The 21,609-nt window shown below is 61.3% G+C and carries 21 protein-coding genes, 1 pseudogene and 1 riboswitch; of the genes and pseudogenes, 3 read left to right on the forward strand and 19 right to left on the reverse strand.

The genetic code is table 11. The features are described 5' to 3' along the window. Positions 1 to 7: 7 nt before the first annotated feature. From AC07V9_RS00535 to AC07V9_RS00545, 3 genes are all read right to left on the reverse strand, one after another. Positions 8 to 133, reverse strand: coding sequence for a PA1414 family protein (locus tag AC07V9_RS00535; protein WP_256601618.1), 126 nt, complete (start codon positions 131 to 133; stop codon positions 8 to 10). 193 nt (positions 134 to 326) lie between these two features. Further along, complete coding sequence (locus AC07V9_RS00540) at positions 327 to 1,778, reverse strand: NCS1 family nucleobase:cation symporter-1 (RefSeq protein WP_495013751.1); 1,452 nt, start codon at positions 1,776 to 1,778, stop codon at positions 327 to 329. 448 nt (positions 1,779 to 2,226) lie between these two features. Beyond that, entirely contained in the window at positions 2,227 to 3,591 is a 1,365-nt protein-coding gene (locus tag AC07V9_RS00545) for a DNA recombination protein RmuC (RefSeq protein ID WP_495014113.1), read from the reverse strand. Positions 3,592 to 4,726: 1,135 nt separating this feature from the next. Between AC07V9_RS00545 and AC07V9_RS00550 the strand changes: the two genes are divergently transcribed. The 3 genes from AC07V9_RS00550 (at position 4,727) to AC07V9_RS00560 (ending at position 7,148) form a co-directional block, all read left to right on the forward strand. Continuing rightward, entirely contained in the window at positions 4,727 to 4,951 is a 225-nt protein-coding gene (locus tag AC07V9_RS00550) for a hypothetical protein (RefSeq protein ID WP_495013752.1), read from the forward strand. A gap of 278 nt (positions 4,952 to 5,229) precedes the next feature. Beyond that, positions 5,230 to 5,721, forward strand: a complete 492-nt coding sequence (locus AC07V9_RS00555; RefSeq protein ID WP_495013753.1) for a hypothetical protein — start codon at positions 5,230 to 5,232, stop codon at positions 5,719 to 5,721. A gap of 140 nt (positions 5,722 to 5,861) precedes the next feature. Further along, complete coding sequence (locus AC07V9_RS00560; RefSeq protein WP_495013754.1) at positions 5,862 to 7,148, forward strand: OmpP1/FadL family transporter; 1,287 nt, start codon at positions 5,862 to 5,864, stop codon at positions 7,146 to 7,148. A gap of 105 nt (positions 7,149 to 7,253) precedes the next feature. On the opposite strand, the pseudogene AC07V9_RS00565 reads toward AC07V9_RS00560, so the two are convergent. The 16 genes and pseudogenes from AC07V9_RS00565 to hda all read right to left on the reverse strand — a co-directional run. Then, positions 7,254 to 7,340: pseudogene (locus tag AC07V9_RS00565) on the reverse strand (glutathione peroxidase); the annotation flags it as partial. Positions 7,341 to 7,526: 186 nt separating this feature from the next. Beyond that, entirely contained in the window at positions 7,527 to 8,735 is a 1,209-nt protein-coding gene (locus tag AC07V9_RS00570; RefSeq protein ID WP_495013755.1) for an MFS transporter, read from the reverse strand. Positions 8,736 to 8,967: 232 nt separating this feature from the next. Next, entirely contained in the window at positions 8,968 to 9,696 is a 729-nt protein-coding gene (locus tag AC07V9_RS00575) for an adenosylcobinamide-GDP ribazoletransferase (RefSeq protein ID WP_495013756.1), read from the reverse strand. Continuing rightward, a complete protein-coding gene (cobC, locus tag AC07V9_RS00580; RefSeq protein ID WP_495013757.1) occupies positions 9,697 to 10,269 on the reverse strand; it encodes an alpha-ribazole phosphatase family protein in 573 nt (190 codons plus the stop codon). Then, positions 10,266 to 11,318: a nicotinate-nucleotide--dimethylbenzimidazole phosphoribosyltransferase gene (gene cobT / locus AC07V9_RS00585; protein ID WP_495013758.1), complete on the reverse strand. Its 1,053-nt coding sequence runs from the start codon at positions 11,316 to 11,318 to the stop codon at positions 10,266 to 10,268. Before cobT ends, cobC begins: the two co-directional genes overlap by 4 nt. Further along, entirely contained in the window at positions 11,315 to 11,836 is a 522-nt protein-coding gene (cobU, locus tag AC07V9_RS00590) for a bifunctional adenosylcobinamide kinase/adenosylcobinamide-phosphate guanylyltransferase (RefSeq protein WP_495013759.1), read from the reverse strand. Before cobU ends, cobT begins: the two co-directional genes overlap by 4 nt. Then, positions 11,836 to 13,314, reverse strand: a complete 1,479-nt coding sequence (locus tag AC07V9_RS00595) for a cobyric acid synthase (protein ID WP_495013760.1) — start codon at positions 13,312 to 13,314, stop codon at positions 11,836 to 11,838. The genes cobU and AC07V9_RS00595 overlap by 1 nt, the downstream gene beginning before the upstream one ends. After that, positions 13,311 to 14,315, reverse strand: a complete 1,005-nt coding sequence (gene cobD / locus AC07V9_RS00600) for a threonine-phosphate decarboxylase CobD (RefSeq protein WP_495013761.1) — start codon at positions 14,313 to 14,315, stop codon at positions 13,311 to 13,313. The genes AC07V9_RS00595 and cobD overlap by 4 nt, the downstream gene beginning before the upstream one ends. Continuing rightward, the gene (gene cbiB / locus AC07V9_RS00605) at positions 14,308 to 15,216 is read right to left on the reverse strand and encodes an adenosylcobinamide-phosphate synthase CbiB (RefSeq protein WP_495013762.1); all 909 of its coding nucleotides are present in this window, start codon (positions 15,214 to 15,216) and stop codon (positions 14,308 to 14,310) included. The genes cobD and cbiB overlap by 8 nt, the downstream gene beginning before the upstream one ends. Then, the gene (gene bluB, locus AC07V9_RS00610) at positions 15,213 to 15,860 is read right to left on the reverse strand and encodes a 5,6-dimethylbenzimidazole synthase (RefSeq protein WP_495013763.1); all 648 of its coding nucleotides are present in this window, start codon (positions 15,858 to 15,860) and stop codon (positions 15,213 to 15,215) included. The genes cbiB and bluB overlap by 4 nt, the downstream gene beginning before the upstream one ends. Before the next feature lie 190 nt (positions 15,861 to 16,050). Then, a complete protein-coding gene (locus AC07V9_RS00615) occupies positions 16,051 to 17,349 on the reverse strand; it encodes a cobyrinic acid a,c-diamide synthase CobB (protein ID WP_495013764.1) in 1,299 nt (432 codons plus the stop codon). A gap of 9 nt (positions 17,350 to 17,358) precedes the next feature. Further along, positions 17,359 to 17,970, reverse strand: coding sequence for a cob(I)yrinic acid a,c-diamide adenosyltransferase (gene cobO / locus AC07V9_RS00620; protein WP_495013765.1), 612 nt, complete (start codon positions 17,968 to 17,970; stop codon positions 17,359 to 17,361). 106 nt (positions 17,971 to 18,076) lie between these two features. Beyond that, positions 18,077 to 18,274: riboswitch (cobalamin riboswitch) on the reverse strand. 236 nt (positions 18,275 to 18,510) lie between these two features. Then, the gene (locus AC07V9_RS00625) at positions 18,511 to 19,050 is read right to left on the reverse strand and encodes a C40 family peptidase (protein ID WP_495013766.1); all 540 of its coding nucleotides are present in this window, start codon (positions 19,048 to 19,050) and stop codon (positions 18,511 to 18,513) included. Between the two features lie 90 nt (positions 19,051 to 19,140). Then, the gene (locus AC07V9_RS00630) at positions 19,141 to 19,827 is read right to left on the reverse strand and encodes a C40 family peptidase (RefSeq protein ID WP_495013767.1); all 687 of its coding nucleotides are present in this window, start codon (positions 19,825 to 19,827) and stop codon (positions 19,141 to 19,143) included. Positions 19,828 to 19,893: 66 nt separating this feature from the next. Next, positions 19,894 to 20,676, reverse strand: a complete 783-nt coding sequence (locus AC07V9_RS00635; protein WP_495013768.1) for an NAD-dependent deacylase — start codon at positions 20,674 to 20,676, stop codon at positions 19,894 to 19,896. Further along, on the reverse strand, positions 20,670 to 21,374 hold the full coding sequence (gene hda / locus AC07V9_RS00640) for a DnaA regulatory inactivator Hda (RefSeq protein ID WP_108237280.1): 705 nt from the start codon (positions 21,372 to 21,374) through the stop codon (positions 20,670 to 20,672). Before hda ends, AC07V9_RS00635 begins: the two co-directional genes overlap by 7 nt. Positions 21,375 to 21,609: the final 235 nt, after the last annotated feature.

Below are 21,609 nucleotides of genomic sequence, written 5' to 3' on the forward strand. Positions count from 1 at the left end.
CCCGGACCTAGCGACGAGGGCGGCGACGCTCGTCATCATCAGTACGCACGGGAATGGGTTGCAGCTTTGGCCGCTCGATCAGACCCAGTGCGACGCCCACGTCGTGAAGCCACTCTTGCAATTTGCTGTTCATATACGCCCCCTTCAGGGAAATGCCGGCAGCCAACTTCTGGTCCGCTTAACGCAGATCATAGTGCTAAGTCGTACTTTACGCCTGCTACGCAGTGTCGCGGCAGGAAATTTTCCTTCTCTTTACTTTGTATCGCCGCCTGCCGACAAACCCTGAGCTGCAAACGACCAACGGCGACGCCGCTGGCCGTTGCGCGTTAACCCGCAGTAGCCGGGGTCAGCACGGCACTTTCATGGGCCTGGCTGCGTCGTGCGAACACGTAAAACAGCGCGCCACCCAAGAAACATCCTGTAAACCATGCGAAGTTGGCCATGGCCTGCAACGCCGGAATAAACGTGATCGCAATGCCCACCAGCGTCGCCAGTATCAGCGCCTTGACCGCCGTGTAGTTCACGCCGCCTGTGTACCAGTAGCGCCCGCTCGGGCCATCGTTGAACAGCGCGTCGACGTCGATCTGCTGCTTCTTGATCAGGTAGTAGTCCACCAGCAGGATGCCGAACAGCGGGCCGATGAACGCCGCCAGCACGTCGAGGGTGTAATGGATGACCGCCGGGTTGTTGAACAGGTTCCATGGCGTGATGAAGATCGACGTAACGGCCGCGAGCATCCCGCCTACCCGCCAGCTGATCTTGCTCGGTGCGACGTTAGCGAAGTCGAATGCAGGCGACACGAAGTTGGCGACGATATTGATACCTATGGTCGCGGTCACGAAGGCAAAGGCACCCAGCAGCACGGCCACGTCGTTGTCGATGCGCGCGACGGTGGCGATCGGGTCGTGAAGCATTTCACCAAACACCGGCAAGGTCCCGGAAACGATGACCACCGTCACCAGCGAGAAGGCCAGAAAGTTGACCGGCAGGCCCCAGAAGTTGCCACGACGCACTTCAGACATGCTGCGGCAGTAGCGACTGAAATCACCGAAGTTGAGCGTAGGCCCGGAAAAATACGACACCACCAGCGCTGTAGCCATGATGACTTGGGAAACCGCTTCCCAGCCGCTCAGGGATTTTTCCGACAAGGTAAAGCTGATGTTCGCCCATCCGGCTTTCCAGACGATCCAGCCCGCCAGCAGAAACATCACCGCATAGACCACTGGGCCTGCCCAGTCGATGAAGCGCCGAATCGAATCCATGCCGGTCCAGAACACCGCAGCCTGCACCAGCCAAAGGGCCAGGAAGCCGAACCAGCCCAGGTAGGACAAGCCTGCGAAGTGTGGCTCGGCGTACACCGACATCTGTGGGAAGAATCGCAATACCACGATGATCAGCGCACTGGACGCCAGATAGGTTTGCACGCCGTACCAAGCCACCGCGATCAGGCCGCGAATCACTGCCGGAATATTCGCGCCGAAGACCCCGAACGCCAGTCGGCAGATCACAGGATACGGCACCGCCGCTTGCTGGCTCGGCTTGGCCAACAAGTTGGCGATCACCTGGATAATGCAAATCCCCACCAGCAGCGCGATCAGCACCTGCCAGCTGGCCAGCCCCAAAGCGAACAGGCTGGCGGCAAAGACGTAACCGCCGACGCTGTGCACGTCGCTCATCCAAAAAGCAAAAATGTTGTACCAGGTCCACTTCTGCGGCAGCGGCCCCAGGTCCTGGTTATATAAACGGGGGCTGTAGCCTTTAGGCATGGGCTCGGTCATCGCATTTCTCCCTGATAGGACGAGCTGGCTCCCGAAACAGACCGGCTGAACACACTGCGTACGGGAGCGAGCATGGGTTGTATACGAACCAATAGGCAGAATGCGTGCCATTGCTATTTTGAAGGCGGGGAATGAGCGCTAAACAGCGGTTAGAAGGGTTCAGTGGGGAGCAGATAGCAGAGAGACATTATCTTTTGATAGAGGCCTCGCGCCCACTGACAGTGCAGCGGTGCCTGATCGGGGTGCATTTTCGGTGCCCAGGAATGACCAGCAAAAATAATGTATACAATCTCGCAAATATAGCTCTGTGCCCCCCTTTTCTGTGGGAGCGAATTCATTCGCGTAAAATCTGCCCGGCGACAGAGATCTATCGCATGCACCGACGTCTCGCGAATGAATTCGCTCCCACAGAGAGCTGCATCGACCTGGTTGAACCCATCGCCGAAAATCACTCCGGCAATTGCACTAGCCCATCCTCATCGGTTATCGCCCGCTCCAGCAGATCGGCTGGCAAATTCTTGCTCGCACGTGCCCCGAGCAGTTTGAGCTGCTCGCTGCGGCTGACCAGATTGCCGCGCCCCTCGACCAGCTTATTGCGCGCCGCGCCGTACGCCTTGTCGAGTTGCTGCAAGCGGCTGCCGACTTCGTCCAGATCCTGAATGAACAACACGAACTTGTCGTATAGCCACCCTGCCCGCTCGGCGATCTCCCGGGCGTTCTGACTCTGACGCTCCTGCTTCCACAGGCTGTCGATCACTCGCAGCGTGGCCAGCAGCGTAGTCGGGCTGACGATCACAATGTTGCGATCGAACGCGTCCTGGAACATCGTCGGTTCAGCCTGCAACGCAGCCGAAAACGCCGCTTCGATAGGCACGAACAGCAACACGAAGTCCAGACTGTGCAGGCCTTCCAGACGCTTGTAGTCCTTGCCCGAGAGGCCTTTGACATGGTTGCGCAACGACAGTACGTGCTGCTTCAACGCGGACTGGGCAATCACCTCATCGTCGGCAGAAACGAACTGCTGATAGGCCGTCAGGCTAACCTTGGCGTCGACGACCACCTGCTTGTCGCCAGGCAACATGATCAGCACATCGGGTTGGAAGCGTTCGCCGTCCGGGCCTTTCAGGCTGACCTGAGTCTGGTATTCGCGGCCTTTTTCAAGGCCTGCATGCTCAAGCACGCGTTCCAGGATCAGTTCGCCCCAGTTGCCCTGAGTCTTCTGCCCCTTGAGCGCGCGGGTCAGGTTGGTGGCTTCGTCGCTCAGGCGCTGGTTGAGCTGTTGCAGCCGTTCCAGTTCCTTGCCCAGAGAGAAGCGCTCGCGCGCCTCATGTTGGTAGCTTTCCTCGACGCGCTTTTCGAACGACTGGATGCGCTCCTTCAGCGGATTGAGCAGCTGTCCCAATTGCTGCTGACTGGTTTCAGCAAAACGCTGTTCACGCTCATCGAAGATTTTCCCGGCCAGTTCGGCAAACTGGGCCCTAAGTTCATCCCTCGATCCCTGCAGATCGTTCAGGCGTTGTTGATGACTCTCCTGTTGTTCCCGCAACTCGGCGCTGAGCCCGGCACATTGCGCATCCAGACGACGCAGCTCGCTTTCCTTGAGAACCCGTTCCTGGCTCCAGCCTTCTTGCGCCTGGCGGGCCGCATCGTGCTGTTGACGCAAGAGATCGACTTCCCGGCGCAACGCGGCAAGATCCGCCTGCTTGACCGCATTGGCCTGGCTCAGGTCGCTGATTTCGTCGCGACAGGCATCAAGCTGCGCGTTGAGACCGTTCTGGGCCAGCTGTGCATGGCTCAAGCGCTCATCGAGCAGTGCCGAATCCGCCTCACGCTGCGCCACCTTGCGCTGCAGTTGCCACGCCAGCGCCAGCAACGGCACCGCCGCTGCCCCCAATCCCAGCAACAGGCTGGTGAGGTCCAAAGCCATAAACATTTCCCGCCTCCACAAACATGCTGGCGGCATTATGCGCAGAAGCGGCGTCGGCGTCAGATTACGATGTGAAGTCGAAGAAGAGAGACAGAAAGCGTAGCGCGAACTTGCAAAGGTGCGTACTAGAGCAAGCGCTCGGGACAATCCACAGAAGCTGTGGATAACTCAGTGGACAACGCCCCGTGAGCCCCCGCAAACGCACGTAGAATGGGGCCTGCGTTCAAACTGACGATTTTTTCACCAGCAAAAAAAAGCGATGATTTTCATTGACTTAATAATTCGCTACCGGAAATCAAACTGTTAGGAGCGAATGTGACAGTGAGATGGCAGCTAGCCGAGGTAATGTGCACAAGTCCATTTCCAATCGCTATAAGCCGCCGTTTGAAAAGTGTCCAAACGCTCTTAATGGACGGCAAAACGGCCAAGTGCCATCTATATCGTGCCCCATGTCGCATCTTTGCTCGGTGCCTGGGACCTGTTGAATCTCGGGTCAACCCCATCACCGGGCAAAATCTGGCCGACGAAATACCCGGCAACTGACGTTTCCGATCAAATCCTCCCTTCCCATAGCCATCACAATCCGTTACCATCGCCACCGTTAGTACCAAGCTGAAAGTCAATTCTGATCGAACAAATCCCCCGATCCGGTTCGCCATGTGAGCAAACGGATTGAAAACAGGGATCGATCACCTCGATGGTTTCCAGACATGAACTCGCACAGCCTGCCGAAAAATCGGAGGGGTGACGTAGCAATCATGGCCTGCTCAAACCAGCCTGCAAATTGATCAGGATCTTCACCCCGAGCATCGAACCTTTGCTCCTGTTGTGTCGCCTGCCCTCCTAAGTACCTACCAGTCAGCCCAGCGCCCCACGATAACCGCGCTTCAACTGGCTGCTTTTGTTCCAGACAGGTTCTGCGCCCTGCCCTGACTCGCTTTCGAGCATTGGCCCCGCGTTTACTGGAACGTTTTTATTTTGCACGCCTCTTATTGCGTGTCGATTCAGGAAACACCATTACATGACTACTCATATCCAGACTCAGGATGCCATCCGCACCCTCACCAACGCCTTCGCACCGATGGACTGCCTGATCATGGCTGCCCGCAAAGGCTGCTTCAGTTTCACCATCGTCAACGAACACGGCATCGCCCGTCACACCGAACGCCTGTATCCCGATCAGTACTCCAGCGCTGAACCGCTGCAGGCCGTGATCGACCGCACGCGCCAGGCACTCACTGCCTGATACCGTTCGTCGGTAAAAATCCCGCGGTGCCAAGCCCCACCCTCAAACGGTGGGGCTTTTTTGTGTCTGTTTTTCATACAAAAAGCACGAGAACGTCTTCGCCAGACCGAGTGCGCGTGGGCATTGCAATCGGGAAATATTTTAAAAACAGCCCTTTACACCGTAAATATGAGACTACGCTTCAACTCGAGCGGTCTGAGCCGCTTCCGGTGGACCCGGATTTCAATTTCGCTGCCAAGCGTCAGGGTCCGCCGGCTCATTAACTTCCCGAGGGTGTTATGGGAATCGCTGCCAGTGAACTGTGCCGATATGTGATCCGCCCCACGCTGATCTACCTCGGACGCAACCCTCCCGGCGCGGAGTCTTTTCTCCTCGCCGTCGCCGCGAGCCAGTCTGCGTTGGGCGCCGAGCTCGACAGCCAGCGCGGCCACGGTCTTTACGGCATCTCCGACGCACGCCATTACCAACTCTGGGATGGTTATCTGGCCAAGGATCCGGACCTCGCCAGCCTGGTCAGAGGTCTTGCCAGCCAGCATGCCTTCCTTACCGGACCGGACCTGGAACTGACCGTCAACCTGCGTTATTCCACAGCCATTGCCTGGATGATGGTGGAGGCCAGTCGATTTTCGATACCGGCCGAGGATGACGTCATGGGAATGGCGCGTATTTGGCGCAGGATATTTCAGCCTCACGGCAGCCTGGAGGATTTCGCGACGGCCTGGCATACCTCGGTTCGCCCCCTGTTTGCGGGCGAACCAGCCATTTTGTGACTCAGCGGTTTCGCTGGAGATCGCATCAGTTATCCCCGGATTGTCCTACAAAAACTGCTCTAACTCGGGCGATCCAGCCTATAGCGCGTGATGAAAAATGTTGGTAATTTCCGCGCGGTGATCAACAAGGAGTTCTAACAATGAAAAAAACAATGATCAAATCCAGCCTCAGTCTCGCCATTACTCTCGCCTCCACCCAAATCTTCGCATCCGGTTTTGCCCTAAACGAGCAAAGCATCAGTGGCATGGGTACCGGTTATGCCGGCCGCTCTTCCGCCGCCGATGACGCCAGCACCGTTTATGGCAACCCGGCCGGCATGTCGCGCCTCAAAAGCCCGCAAGTGACTGTAGGTGTGGCCGCGATCGATGCCAAGACTGACATCTCCGACGCCAGCGGTAGCCGTGCCGGCACCAACAAAGGCGACATGGTTCCGTTCACTGCCGTGCCAATGGGCTTCTACGTCAACCCTATCGACGAGCACTGGGCGTTCGGTCTGGGCGTATACGCGCCGTTCGGCCTGGTCACCGACTACGAAAGCAGCTTCCAGGGTCAGAACTTCGGCAGCAAGAGCATCGTCAAGGTCGTGACCTTCCAGCCGACCATCAGCTACGCCTTTAACGACAAGGTCTCGATCGGTTTCGGTCCGACCATCAACCGCATTTCCGGTGCGCTGGAATCGAGCCTGAACCTGCCTCAAGTCCCGGGCTCGGGCACTGGCCGCGTTCAGGTGAAAGGTGATGACGTCGGCTACGGCTTCAACGTCGGCGTTCTGGTGACCCCGACCGACAGCACTAGCCTGGGTCTGACCTATCACTCGAAAGTGACCTACAAGCTCGACGGACACACCGAAGTGCGTGCCGGTGCCGGTGTTCCAGCCTTCCTGCTGGGCAGCAACCGCTACGACGCCAAGCTGAACCTGGACACGCCGGAGTCCGTTGACTTCTCCGTTACCCAGAAGCTGGACGACGCCTGGAAGGTCTACGCAGGTGCCACGTGGACTCGCTGGAGCCGTCTGGAAGAAATCAAGGTCAAGAACTCCGGCGTGACCGCTGCGGGCGGCGCAGCTGCTCCATTGCTGGTAGGCACCATTACCGAAGAGCAGAACTGGCATGACACCTGGGCTTACGCCATCGGCACCTCCTACCAGTTGAACAAGCAGTGGGTACTGCGCACCGGTCTGACCCTTGACCAGTCGCCTACCAACAACACCGATCGTTCGCCACGCATCCCGACCGGTGACCGCACCATCTTCAGCATCGGCGCTGGTTACAGCCCGACTGATAACGTGACAATCGACGTCGCCTACTCCTATCTGGACGAAGAAACCGTCAAGGTCAACCGCACCAACGCGCTGGGACAACGCTACTCGTCCAAGTACGACAACAGCGCCAACGGCTTCGGCCTGGGCCTGACCTACCGCTTCTGATACCGTTGGCAGAGCCGGCCCAGACCGGTTCGCCATACAGAAAACCCCGCAGCCAGCGATGGCTGCGGGGTTTTTCGTTTCATGCCGTCAACTGAATCCGAGGGCTCAAGGCTTCGACGCAATCGCCTTCTCGACCGCCGAAATCAGCTCAGGATCATCTGGCGTGGTCGTGCTGGAAAAGCTGGCGATGACGAGACAGAAAGTCGGGTGTAAGAGGTACACGCTACGTTCTGCCTTCACGGATGCCAAGGGATGGCGGGCGTCAGCAGGTCATGCCCAGTTGCAGGGCGCCGAGGCCGACGCTGTGCCAGCCCCACCAGGCCAGCGCCAGCAGCGTCGCGACAATGACGACGGCGAAAAGCCAAGGGGCGAGCCGGGTCACAGGACCACCGGCTGCACCTGCAGGCGCGCCACGGGGCGCTCGCGCACCGGCCAGTTCAGTGCAGCCGCCATCAGACTCAGGGCAATGGAGACGTGCCAGATCATGTCGTAACTCCCCGTGTGGTCATACACCACCCCGCCCAGCCAGCCGCCAAGAAACGCGCCCAACTGATGGAACAGAAAGACGATACCACCGAGCATCGACAGGTTGCGCACGCCAAATAGCGTCGCCACGGTCCCGTTGGTCAGCGGCACGGTGGACAGCCAGAGCAGCCCCATGGAGATGCCGAACAGGTAGGCGGTCGTCTGGGTCAGTGGCGCCCAGAGAAAGCCGACAATGACCACCGCACGCAATAGATAAAGGCCGGTCAGCAGGCGCGGTTTGGACATCCGCCCGCCCAGCCAGCCCGCGATATAAGTGCCGAACACGTTGAACAGCCCGATCAGCGCCAGCACAGTGGTGCCGACTGTCGCAGGCAGATGCTGATCCACCAGGTACGCCGGCAAATGCACGCCGATGAACACCACCTGAAAACCGCACACGAAGAAGCCGAACGCCAGCAGCCAGAACCCGGAGTGGGTACAGGCTTCATGCAACGCCTCGCGCAGGGTCTGTTCGCCCATGGCAACCGGCACGGGTTTGTCCTTGAGCATCGCCACCAGCGGCAAAATGAACGCCACCAGCAAAGCCAGCGCGACCAGCGCCATCGACCAGCCGAGCCAGCCGATCAGGCCCAGGGTCCCCGGCAGCATGGCGAACTGGCCAAACGAGCCTGCCGCACTGGCGAGGCCCATGCCCATGCTGCGTTTTTCCGGCGGCAAGGCGCGGCCGACCACGCCGAGAATGATGGAAAAGGTGGTGCCAGACAGGCCGATGCCGATCAGCAAGCCAGCGCTCAGAGACAGCGTGGCGGGCGAGTCGGCCATGCTCATCAACGCCAGGCCGACCGCGTAGAGGACTCCGCCGACGAACACCACCTTCGCGGCGCCGAACCGGTCAGCCAGTGCGCCGGTGAACGGCTGTGCCAGGCCCCAGATCAGGTTCTGCAAGGCGATGGCAAAGGCGAAGACTTCCCGGCCCCAGCCAAACTGTGCGCTCATCGGCGGCAGAAACAGGCCGAAGCCGTGCCGCGTACCCAGCGACAACGCGAGGATCAGTGCGCTGCCCAACAGAATCCAGCCACTGGTACGCCAGACCGATGTCATTGTTGTTCTCCCGAGGTCGCGTGCGTGACGAAATTAGATGTATAGGCCAATAAATGCGGCTCCGCGACGCTACGCGCAGGCCTTGAAAGTGTCAATTGAGGTGGCGCAGGTACGAAAACCTGAGTGAGCGAGCTTACTCACATAAGCTGAATGCCAGCCGCTGCGAACGGGTGTCGCCGCCAACATTCGTGAGCAAGCCCACTCCCACAGCGCCTCATCTGATGGACCCCGCTCATACCGCCAGTGCGAGCAGCACCAGCACTTCCAGCAACTCCAGCATCGCCCCGGCAGTGTCGCCCGTGCTGCCGCCCAGGCGCTTGATCATCAGACGACGCAGCCCGAAGAATCCGAGCGTCGCGATCAGCAGAGACTCCACCCCCGCCCCCCCTGAGAGCAGCACACACGCCAGCGCGGTCAGCGCCAGCACTTGCATGCCAAGGGTTCGCGGCAGATGATCGGCCAGCGCCTGCCCCAAGCCGCCCGCACGCACGTACGGCGTATTGAGGAACAAACCCAACATCGCCGCTCGGGCAATCACCGGTGCCAGTATCAGCCCGGCACTGTGATGCGCCTCGATCAACGCCAGAATCGCGGTGAACTTCAGCAGCAGCACGACCACCAGGGTGACCACGGCAATCGGGCCGCTGCGCGGGTCTTTCATGATCGTCAGGGTGCGTTCGCGATCACCGAAACCGCCAAGCCAGGCATCGGCGCTGTCGGCCAGGCCATCCAGATGCAGGCCACCGCTGAGGAGCACCCAGGCTGCGAGCAACAGGGCTGCGTGAAGGAACAGTGGCGAGCCTTCGAGGAGCACATTCAGCCCCATCAGGATCGAGCCGAACAGCACCCCCACCAAGGGATAGAACAGCAGCGAACGCCCCAGCGCCTCGGGTGCCGGCATGTCAGGCAGGCGAATCGGCAGGCTGCTGAGAAATTGCAGAGCAATCCAGAACGGCAGCATCTAGACCTCCGTCAGCGTGCCAGCCGCGTCGACATGGATCGCCAACAGGTCGCCATGGCCGACGATCACCTGCAGCAGTTGTTCACGCGGCAAGCCACGGGCCTGCGCCAGCAACAAACGCATGACGCCACCATGGCTGATCAGCAGCACTCGCTCGCCGTCATAAGCCCACTGAAGACGTCGGACAGCGCCCAGCACCCGCTCGGAAAACGCCACCACCGGCTCACCCTTTGGCGGGGTGAAGGTGTAGGGGTTTTCCCAGAAGCGCCCGAGCCCTTCAGCATCGGTTTCCATCAATTGCGACGTGCCGATGCCTTCCCAGTCACCGAAATGCAGCTCTTGCAGATCAGGCTCCAGCTGCATCGGCAGGCCCAGACGTGCCGACAATTCGTCAGCGAAACGTGCGCAGCGCTGCAACGGTGAGCTGACAATGCGATCCCACGCCCGGGGTTCGGTCACGGCATCGCGCATCTGCTGCCAGCCCAGTGCGGTCAGGGCATCGTCCAGACTGCCGCGCAAGCCGCCACCCTGCTCGGTTTCGCCGTGGCGCAGCAGGTCCAGACGCAAGGTCATGCCGGGCGATCCGCCACGGCCGCTTCAGCGAAGGTCGCCATGCCGTTGTGCAGCTGGCACGCCAGGCGCACCAGTGGCACCGCCAGCGCAGCACCACTGCCCTCGCCCAGCCGCAGGCCCAGCTCCAGTAACGGCTCTGCCTGCAAGGTTTCCAGCACGTGACGATGCCCAGGCTCAGCGCCACGATGGCCGAAGAACAGCCACTCGCGGCACGACGGATTCAGGCGCACCGCCACCAAGGCGGCCACCGTGCAGATAAAGCCGTCGACCAGCGCGGCGATGCCTTCTTGCGCGCAAGCCAGGTATGCGCCGACCAGCGCCGCCACTTCAAAACCGCCCAACGCGCGCAGGCTGCCCAGTGCATCACCGGTTTGAGCGGCGTGCAGTTGCAGCGCCTGCTCGATGACCTGCGCCTTGTGATTGATGCCCTGTGCGTCCAACCCGGTGCCAGGGCCGACCAACAACGATGCAGGGCAACTGAGCAACGAGCACGCCACGGCACTGGCCGCCGTGGTGTTGCCGATGCCCATTTCGCCAGCGATGAACAGCTCGGTACCCGCCGCCTTGGCGCGCAGCACGCTGTCGCGACCACCGGCCAGTGCGCCTTCCAGTTGCGCCTGGGTCATCGCTTCGCCCTTGGCGAAGTTGGCCGTGCCCGCGCCCAGATTCAAATGACGCACGCCTGGCAGGTTCAAGGGCGAAACGGTGCCCAGATCGACGACATCCAGCTGCGCCGACAACTGCCTGGCCAGCACGCTGATCGCCGCGCCGCCCATGATGAAGTTGTGCAGCATCTGCCCGGTGACTGCCTGCGGGTAGGCCGAGACGCCTTCGGCGACCACGCCGTGATCGCCGGCAAAAATGGCGATCCAGACGTTGTCGGTCTTGGGCTTCACACGACCCTGCAAGCCGGCCAATTGCACGGCAACGGCCTCCAGCTGGCCCAATGAGCCGGTTGGCTTGGTCAATTGCTGTTGTCGGGCCAATGCCTGTTCGCGGCTGTCTTGATCGACTTCACGTGCGGGAGTGAGCCACCAGGTGTTGCTCATAGTGCGGATCCTTTGAGGGTCATGGGCAGCCCGGCGACCGTGAACACCACGCGCTGGCATCGCTCGGCCAGCGCCTGATGCAGCCAGCCGGCTTCATCGACATAACGACGGGTCAGCTCGCCGAGGGGCACGACGCCCAGCCCGGTTTCGTTGCTGACGAAAATGATTTCACCCGGCAGCTGCGCCAGGCAATCGAGTAACGCTTCGCGCTCCTGCGCCAGTCGCTGCGGATCGTCCAGCATCAGCAGATTGGTCAGCCACAGGGTCAGGCAGTCCACCAACAGGCAACGCCCCTGCCCTGCGTTTTCTTTCAATACCCGGGCCAGTTCCAGAGGCTCTTCGATCAGGCCCCAGGTGTCCGGGCGCCGCGCTCGGTGCTGCGCCACCCGTTGGTTCATCTCCCCGTCCTGGGGCTGACTGGTGGCAATGTAAATGACGTCGAGGCCACTTTCCTCAGCCAGTTTTTCTGCCAGCCGACTCTTGCCCGAACGCGCACCGCCGAGGATCAATTGCAGCATCACACTGGCTCCAGGCCGCAGAGTTCACGAAGAAGCTTGCCGTCCAGATGCGTCTCCACCAAGTCGGCCAGCCGCTCGATGTCGCGCTCGCGCAGGGCGTGGTAGTTGACCTGCTGCACATTCTGCAACCCTGCCCAACGCAGCAGGGCGCTGCTGGAGGCCGGGTTCTCGAACAGGCCATGCAGGTAAGTGCCGAGCACCTGGCCATCGGCACTCTGGGCGCCGTCGCAACGGCCATCGCTTAATTGCACCAATGGCCGCTCCAGCGCAGGGCCTGTGGTCACGCCCGCGTGAATTTCATAACCGCTGACGTCGGCGTCTTCCAGGGTCAAACGGCCGCTGACATTGCGCAGCTGTTTTTCCTTTTCGAGCACCGTGCTCATGGCCAGCAAGCCCAAACCGGGGCTCGAACCCGCTGCGCCTTCCAGCCCCAGCGGATCATGCAGTGCCTCGCCGAGCATCTGCAGACCGCCGCAGATGCCCAGAATCTTCCCGCCATAACGCAGATGACGGGCGATGGCCGTGTCCCAACCGTTGTTGCGCAAATAGGTCAGATCGCTGCGCACGCTTTTCGAGCCCGGCAGGATGATCAGATCCGCCGGAGGAATCGGCTGGCCCGGCCCGACGAACTGCAGATTGACCTGCGGATGCAGGCGCAGCGGGTCGAAATCGGTGTGATTGCTGATGCGTGGCAGCACTGGCACCACGACGTTCAGCACCTGCTCGGCCTTGTCGATCTGGCGCTGATCGAGGCCGTCTTCGGCCTCCAGATGCAGGTCCATCACATACGGCAGCACGCCGACCACAGGCTTGCCGGTGCGCTGTTCCAGCCAGTCCAGGCCCGGTTGCAGCAGGGCGATGTCGCCACGAAAACGGTTGATGATCAAGCCCTTCACTCGCGCCTGCTCGCTGGGCGACAACAGCTCCAGCGTGCCCACCAGATGCGCGAAGACGCCCCCGCGGTTGATATCAGCCACCAGCAACACCGGGCAGTCGATGGCCTCGGCAAAGCCCATGTTGGCGATGTCGCCGGCGCGCAGGTTGATTTCCGCTGGCGAGCCCGCGCCCTCGACCATTACCACCGACCAGCTTGCGCTCAGTCGCGCATGAGACGCGAGCACGGCCTGCATGGCGATGGCTTTGTAGTCGTGATAGGCGACCGCGTTCATGGTGGTCACCGCGCGGCCATGAATGATCACCTGGGCGCCGGTGTCGCTGTTGGGCTTGAGCAGCACCGGGTTCATGTCAGTGTGGGGCTCAAGCCCGCAGGCCTGAGCCTGCACCGCTTGGGCACGACCGATTTCGCCACCGTCGGCGGTCACGGCGCTGTTGAGCGCCATGTTCTGTGGCTTGAACGGCACGGTGCGCACGCCTTGGCGGGTCAACCACCGACACAGCGCAGTCACGAGGGTGCTCTTGCCGGCGTCCGATGTGGTGCCTTGCACCATCAAGGTTTTACTGGTGTGTGGCGCGTTCATGCACGCTCCCGGGAAAATTCTTGCAACGCTTGCTCCAGACGCTGCCAGTGCGCTTCTTCACGAGGCAGCCCGAAACGCAAGCTGCTGTGGTGGTGCCCACTGTTCAAGAAGATGCGCAGGAGAATTCCCCGCTGAGCACAAAATTCATGCAGCTCAGCAGCCAGCGGCGTGATCAGCCATTGAAACAACGCGCAGCCGCCGTGCGGGGCGAAGCCGAAGCGGGTGAGCAATTCGACCAGGCGCTCCGAAGCCTGCTCAGTGCGCTCCCGCTGTCGCCGATGACCTTCGACGTCATCCAGACACGCCTGACCCAAGATGCGTGTAGGACCGCTCACCGACCAGGGTCCGATCTGTTTGGCGAGCACTTTGAGAAAACGCGACTCGGCCAGTACGAAGCCCAGTCGAACCCCTGCCAGCCCGAAGAATTTGCCAAACGAGCGCAACACGATCAGGCCGGGGCGCTGAGTTTCAGCCGCCAGGCTCAGGTGCGGGGTGTTGTCCATGAAAGCCTCATCCACCACCAGCCAACCGCCACGTTGAGCCAGGCGGGCGTGCCATTCAAGCAGGCGCTCCGGCATCAGGCTCAGGCCGGTGGGGTTGTTCGGGTTGACCACCACCAGCACGTCGAGGGCATCGATGAAGCGGTCGATTTCGTGCTCCAGCACCTCGCGCACCAAAAAGCCATTACTGCGCCAGGCTTCAGCGTGTTCGGCATAACAGGGCGACAGCACACCGACCTTGCCTGACTGACGCAACCGCGGCAGCGCCTGAATCGCCGCTTGCGAACCGGCCACCGGCAGCAGGTCCGACGCGCCGTAATACAGGCGAGCAGCGTTTTCCAGGCCGTCTTCGGTCTCCGGCAGACGCGCCCAGGCAGCCTCGGGAATCGGCGGGATCGGCCACGACCAGGGCGAGATGCCGCTGGACAGGTCGAGCCAGTCGGCCTCGTCGATGCCGTACTTTGCTACCGCGCCCCGCAGCCGCCCGCCGTGCTCAAGCATAGAATTCAGTCCCCAGACACAGAATCAGCAACCACAGCCAGACCCCGCGCTGCACCAGTTGCCAACCACGATCGATGGAAGAGGCATCGGCGGCAACGCCTTTGCCCAGGTGCGGGCGCTGATGCTGCTCGCCGTGATAAATCGCCGCGCCGCCCAGTTCGACCCCCAGCGCGCCTGCGCCAGCGGCCATCACGGGGCCCGCGTTGGGGCTGTCCCACTTCGGCGCCTGTGTGCGCCAGCAGCGCAAGGCGAGTCGGGTTTTGCCCAGCAGCGCGTAGGTCAATGCCACCAGCCGCGCAGGAATGTAGTTGAGCAAGTCGTCGATTTTCGCTGCGGCCCAGCCGAAACGCTCGAAGCGCTCGTTGCGATAACCCCACATGGCGTCCAGCGTGTTGCTCAGCCGATAGAGCACGACGCCCGGCGCGCCAAGCATGGCGAACCAGAAGATCGCCGCGAACACCGCGTCGCTGCCATTTTCCAGTACCGACTCAGTGGCCGCGCGGGCGACTTCAGTGGCATCCAGCTCAGCGGTCTGGCGGCTGACCAGATAGCCCACCCGACGCCGCGCTTCTTCCAGATCGTCGCCGCGCAAGGCCTGCGCCACGGGCTCGACATGCTCGCCGAGACTGCGCAGGCCCAGCGCGCAATACAGTGCAGCCACCTCCACCAGCCAGCCGATGTAGGGCAGCCAGCTCAAAAGCGTCACCAGCAGGGTCAGCGGCACGACCGCGATGAACCAGGCCGTGACACCATGGCTGCGCCAGCCGCGGCCGCCCGCATTGAAACGTTGCTCGATGCGCTCGACATATCGGCCGAACGCCACCAGCGGGTGGTTTCGTTTTGGCTCGCCGAGCAGCGCATCCAGCGCAACCCCAGCAACGCTCAATAACGCCACACTCATGAATTCACTCCCCATGTGTTCTCAAATAGCAGCTCTTGCAGCGGACGCGCCTGCGCCCAGCCTTCCAGCAACAGCATCGGCGCCGGATAGAATTCCTTGACCGGCCCCAGGCACAGGATCGCCAGGGGTTTCGAACCGCTTGGCATCTGCAGTAGATCGGCCAGCGCCTGCGGGTCGAACAGCGACACCCAGCCCATGCCCAACCCTTCGGCGCGGGCGGCGAGCCACATGTTCTGGATAGCGCAGGACAGCGACGCCATGTCCATTTCCGGCAAGGTGCGGCGACCGAAAATGTGCTTCTCGCGATCGTCCATCAAGGCGGCGACCAATACTTCGGCGCAATCGTTGATGCCTTCGACCTTGAGCTTCATGAAGTCATCGGAGCGCTCGCCCAGGGCTTGGGCGGTGCGAATCCGCTCTTGCTCCACCTGCGCCTGAATCCGTCCCCGCAACTGCCGGTCGCTGATGCGAATGAAGCGCCAAGGCTGCATCAGCCCGACGCTCGGGGCCTGATGCGCCGCTTCCAGCAGACGTGCCAGCAGTTGGGGCGCGACCGAGCCGCCGCTGAAATGACGCATGTCCCGGCGCTCGGCAATGGCCCGGTAAACCGCAGCGCGCTCGGCATCGCTGAAGGCGTCAGTCACGAACATACCTCGCTAGCCCGACTGAGCGCATAAGTCACTGTGGGAGCGAATTCATTCGCGAGACGTCGGTACATCCGACCCCACTCCTTCGCCTCCCCCACCGCTTCGCGAATGAATTCGCTCCCACAGGGGAAAGTGTTCCTACAGGAAACACTCTTCAGCGCAACAAAGACGGGTGTCAAAAGACCGTTCATGGCAAAAACAGCGCCGCCATCGCTTGTGGGTTGGAGGGGAAATAAAAGTGCACGTACGACGCAGTCATGCGCCCTTGGCGATACACCGCTTCGGCGCCGCGTCCACCATTGGGGCTGAGGCCGCGGGCGATCGGGGTCAGTTCGGTGCTGGTCAGCGAATGGTGGTAGGTGTGGCCACGCAAGGTGCCTTCGGGCAGTTCCACCGATTGCAGGGCCAGCGCCGCAAGGCGTTTTTGCATCACGGCTTCGCCCTCGAGCAAGCCCACCAGCTCGGCGCGCTGACCGGCGACATCGGTCAGGGCATTGAGCAGATAAAGCATGCCGCCGCACTCGGCCAGCAACGGTTTGCCTGCGCTGTGGTGCGCGCGAATCGCCTGCAGCATCGAATGGTTCTGCCCCAGCGCCACGTGATGCAACTCGGGGTAACCGCCCGGCAGGTACAGGCTGTCCGCATCGGGCAGCTGCTTGTCACGAATCGGCGAGAAAAACAGCAATTCGGCGCCCATCGCTCGCAGCAGATCAAGGCTGGCGCCATAGGTGAACGCAAAGGCTTCATCGCGCGCGATAGCGATGCGTACACCTGTCAGCAACGGCTCGGCAGGCACCCCCTCGGGAGCGTGGAAGATCACGGCAGGCGGCAACGCGGCATCGCAGGTGCTGGCCAGCGCGTCGGCGGCGGCATCCAGACGCACGTCCAGATCGTTCAGTTCGCTGGCCTGAACCAGGCCCAGGTGTCGACTCGGCAGCTCGATCCCGGTTTCTCGCGACAACGCGCCATACCAGCGCAGGCCTTCAGTCAGGCTGCCTTCAAGCAACTGCGCATGACGCACGGTGCCGACCCGGTTGGCCAGCACGCCTGCAAAGGGCAAGTCAGGTTGATAACGCGCCAGACCCAACGCCAACGCGCCAAAGGTCTGCGCCATGGCGGTGCCGTCGATCACGCCCAGCACCGGCACACCGAAACGCCGGGCCAGATCGGCGCTGGACGGGGTGCCGTCGAACAGGCCCATGACCCCTTCGATCAGGATCAGGTCCGCTTCGGCGGCGGCTTCCCACAACAGACGTCGGCTTTCGGCTTCGCCGACCATCCACATGTCCAACTGATACACCGGGTTGCCGCTGGCCCGCTCAAGAATCATTGGGTCGAGGAAATCCGGCCCGCATTTGAACACGCGCACGTTGCGCCCCTGGTTGCGATGCAGGCGCGCCAGTGCAGCAGTAACGGTGGTCTTGCCCTGACCGGAAGCGGGTGCGGCGATCAATACCGCCGGGCAGCTGCGAGCCGCTTCATTCATACATGCAGCTCACAGCTCGATGCCCTTTTGCGCCTTGATACCGGCCTGAAACGCGTGCTTGACCACACCGATCTCGGAGACGGTGTCAGACAAATCGATCAATTCCTGCTTGGCGCCACGGCCCGTGATAACCACGTGCTGCATGGGAGGACGCGCCTGCAAATCGCTGAGCACCTGCTCAAGCTCGAGGTAGCCGTGCTTGAGGGCGATGTTCAGTTCGTCGAGGATCACCAGACCGATCTCGGGGTCGCGCAGCAACGCCTGAGTCACGACCCAAGCGGCTTCGGCGGCGGCGATATCACGCTGACGATCCTGGGTTTCCCAAGTAAAGCCCTCGCCCATCACGTGATAACGCACCTGCTCCGGGAAGCGGCGGAAGAACAGCTCTTCCCCGGTGGCGTTGCGGCCCTTGATGAACTGCACCACGCCGCACTGCATGCCGTGGCCCATGGCCCGGGCGAGCATGCCGAACGCGGAGCTGCTCTTGCCTTTGCCGTTGCCGGTCAACACCAGCAGCAGGCCGCACTCGTTGGGGGCGCTGGCAATGCGTTCGTCCATCACCGCCTTTTTGCGCAGCATGCGCGCCAGGTGGCGTTCGTCACGTTCGGGGGATTCGCTCATCTGGGCTCTCCGCTTGAGGGCAGGTGTGGCAAACGGAGGACGCAGGCAAAGACTGGCAGCAGGCGCCGGACAAGGCCGAGCCTGCGCAGAGCATCGCCCTCCGTGATGCTGTTGAATGGATCAGGCCGGTCTCCGGACTCATGAAAAACCACGCGCCTTCCCATGCTCATCGAACACAGTGGCATTGTGCGGGGCCTTGGCTCATTTACCGTTGCGGAGGCAGCGCCGGGATGGATCGCAAAGCGTTCGCACCGGCTTCCCTGTTTCACCCTTTTTTGCGGGCACCTGAAACAATCGGCGAAGGTTAGAGGGTTGACTTGCGAGCGTCAATCGAAGCGACGCTTCTCTAGCGACTCATGTAGGAGCGCGCTTGCCCGCGATAGCGTTGGGTCAGCTGACACATGCGTATCAGACAGTCTGCCTTCGCGGGCAAGCGCGCTCCTACAGAGCACGTAGCATGCTGAAGATCGCCGCAGGAAGAGCAATGTCGCGTCAGGTGTTTGCTGCGCAACAGTAACGCAGCAAATCATAGGGAAATGATCAGTTACTGCGCGCCAGATTCGACGGCTGAATTACCCGCTTGGCGTTCAGCCAGGCCTTCTGCCAATACGGCTTGTCGAGGCTGTCGAGCTTGACCGTACCGCCCGTGGCAGGCGCATGAACGAAACGACCCTCGCCCACGTAGATCCCGGCATGGCTGACGTTCGAACCACCACTGGTCGCAAAGAACACCAGATCACCGGTCTGCAGCTGACTGCGGTCGATGTCCGGGCCGCGCAGAGTGATCATCTCGCGGGTCGAGCGCGGCAGCGTAATGCCCGCCGCGTCGCGGTACACGTACCCGATCAGGCCACTGCAGTCGAAGCCCGAATCCGGCGTGTTGCCACCCCAGCGATAAGGCGTGCCGACCAGCCCGATGGCACGCAACAGCACGTCATCAGCGACCGGAGAAGAAAATTGGGAGGGAGCGGAAACCACAGGCCTGGAAACGACCTTGGGTGGGGATGGCGGTGGATTGCTGGAACAAGCGGCCAGCAATACAGCCAGGGAAGCAACAGCCAGGCGAACCGTAAACGACATAAACACAACAACCTTCCTAGGATGCGGCTTACTCTGCCGGGAGCCGGATCTGCGCGCAATCAGGGTTTCCCCCGATTGCGCGATCCGTAATTAACGGTGTTGGCGCTTGATTGTAGTCGAGGTCATTGCAGTCGTCGTTTCTGGCACCTTGGAAGGTGCCATGGCCAACGCGCGCTTGGCTTCGATGAACGTACGGGCCCAGTAAGCATCGTCGAGACTGTCGACGCGCACACCACCACTGCGACGGCTACTGGAGTGGATGAACTGGTCATCGCCCAGGTAAATACCGGCATGGCTTACGCGACCACGGCCAGCGGTGCTGAAGAACAGCAGGTCGCCTGGCTTGAGGTCGTTGCGTTTGACCAGTGGGGCATCGATGTTGATCATTTCGCGCGAAGAACGCGGCAGGCTCATGCCGGCTTCTTCACGGAACAGGTAACCGATGAAACCACTGCAATCGAAACCCGAAGTGGTCGAGGTGCCGCCGAAACGGTAGCGGGTACCGATCAGAGACTTGCCACGTTCCAGAATGCTATCAGCCAGTACCGGCAACTGATAAGGCTTGTTGTCGGAGAACTGGGCCAACTCGTCTTCGGTTGCGATTTCGTCATCCAGAACGGACGAGGAATAACCGGAACGGCTGGCGGATTGTGCGGTGGCAGCGTCCTTGATTTGCGGATTCTGCGACTGCTGTTGCGACGCTGGCATCTGGGCCGCGCAGCCGAACAACAGGGTCACGAGTGCGAGAGGCACGAGGGGTGCGAAGCGATTTAGCATGGGCACGACCGTGGCTAATGTGTAAAGAAGCCGAGACTATGCCCTCTATCGTCATCATTTGCAAATTCAATCGAAACAAATGTGACTTACGATGTCCTCCATCACATCTAAGGCTCTACACCTCAGAAACGCATCCATGTGAATGGAGTGATCGGTCGACGAGGGGTTTATCTCGGCGGTAAAGCCACCCGTGACCCGCGTGCGCAGCATCGGCTCGTGAATATACGGGAAGCTGGCGGTGGTTCCAATGCTGAGCACAGCATCGAAGCCTTTTGCCATCTCCTCGTACAGCACATTCAATGCCAGCTCTGGCAACATTTCCTCAAACAAGACGACCGGCGGCCGCAGCACGCCATGGCATTGCGCGCACAACGGCGGCAGTGGGCGCTGCAGGTGCTCGCTCAATTGCGGGTCTTCGGCGCCACAGGACTGGCAGTAGAGCGGCGCGAGCTGACCGTGGATCTCGATCAGACGCTCGGGCGGGCTGCCCGCCGCACGATGGTAGCCATCGACGTTCTGCGTCAGCACCCAGCATTGCGGCTTGCAACGCTGCAATTGCGCGATCGCATAATGCGCCGCATTGGGCTGCCCGCCCAGGCAAGCGCTGCCTAATTGGGCAATGTATTTCCAGCACAGGGCAGGATCGCGGCGCAGCATCGGGCCGGACAGCGCCATCTCGATAGGCAGGCCGTCGTCGGTCTGGCCGTTATACAGGCCGCCGACGCCACGATAGGTCGGCAGCCCCGAATCCGCCGAAAGCCCGGCACCGGTGATGATCAGAATGCGCGTTGCGTGACGCAACGCCGCAGCCGTTTGCAGTACAAGGGCGGGATCGACTGCGTTTACCACCCCAGCGTCTCTTTGAGGAAGGGAATCGTCAGCTTGCGCTGGGCCTGTAACGAGGCCTGATCGAGCTGTTCGAGCAGATCGAACAAGGCGCTCATGCTGCGCTTGCCGCGAGTCAGGATGAAATGCCCGACCTCATCGGTCAGGTGCAGGCCCCGGCGCGAGGCGCGCAATTGCAGGGCGCGGAGTTTTTCTTCGTCGGAGAGCAGGCGCATCTGGAATACCAGCGCCATGGTCAGTCGGGACTTGAGGTCGGCCAGCTTGACCGGCAGTTCGCGAGGCGAACAGGAGGCCGCGATCAGCAGACGCCGGCCGCTGTCACGCAGGCGGTTGAACAGGTGGAACAGCGCCTCTTCCCACTCGGGCTTGCCGGCTACCACCTGGAGGTCGTCCAGACAGACCAGCTCGTACTGCTCCAGATGATCGAACAGTTCGACACCCTCTTCGAGCAATTCAGCCATGGGCAGATAAACCGCAGGTTCACCCAGTTGCTTGAAACGCAGGCAGGCCGCCTGCAAGAGGTGCGTGCGCCCTACCCCGTTTTTGCCCCACAGATAAATGAGGCTTTCGGTCCATCCGGCGTCGGCTTCGCACAGGCGCTCGACATAGCCGAGTGCAGCGGCATTGGCGCCTGGATAGTAATTGATGAAGGTGGCGTCATCACGCAGACGCACACTCAGGGGCAGCTGAACTGGTTTCATGCTGGCTGAACGGTTCAGTGACGAACCGCCAAGGGGCCTCTGTGTAAAGTGTGCAAAGTTTATACCCGCCAAGCGAGCCGCACAATGTGCCACACGGCCTGCAAAATCAAAGGGTTGCGTCCACCTCGGGCCAGGCCACGGAATATGGGCAATCAGCGGACATAGAAATGCTGCGTTCTGGCGGATTGATAGAGAGCCTGTGGGAGCGAATTCATTTGCGAGGGGGCCGTACAGA

This window comes from Pseudomonas sp. GW821-FHT02A11 (assembly GCF_059421985.1).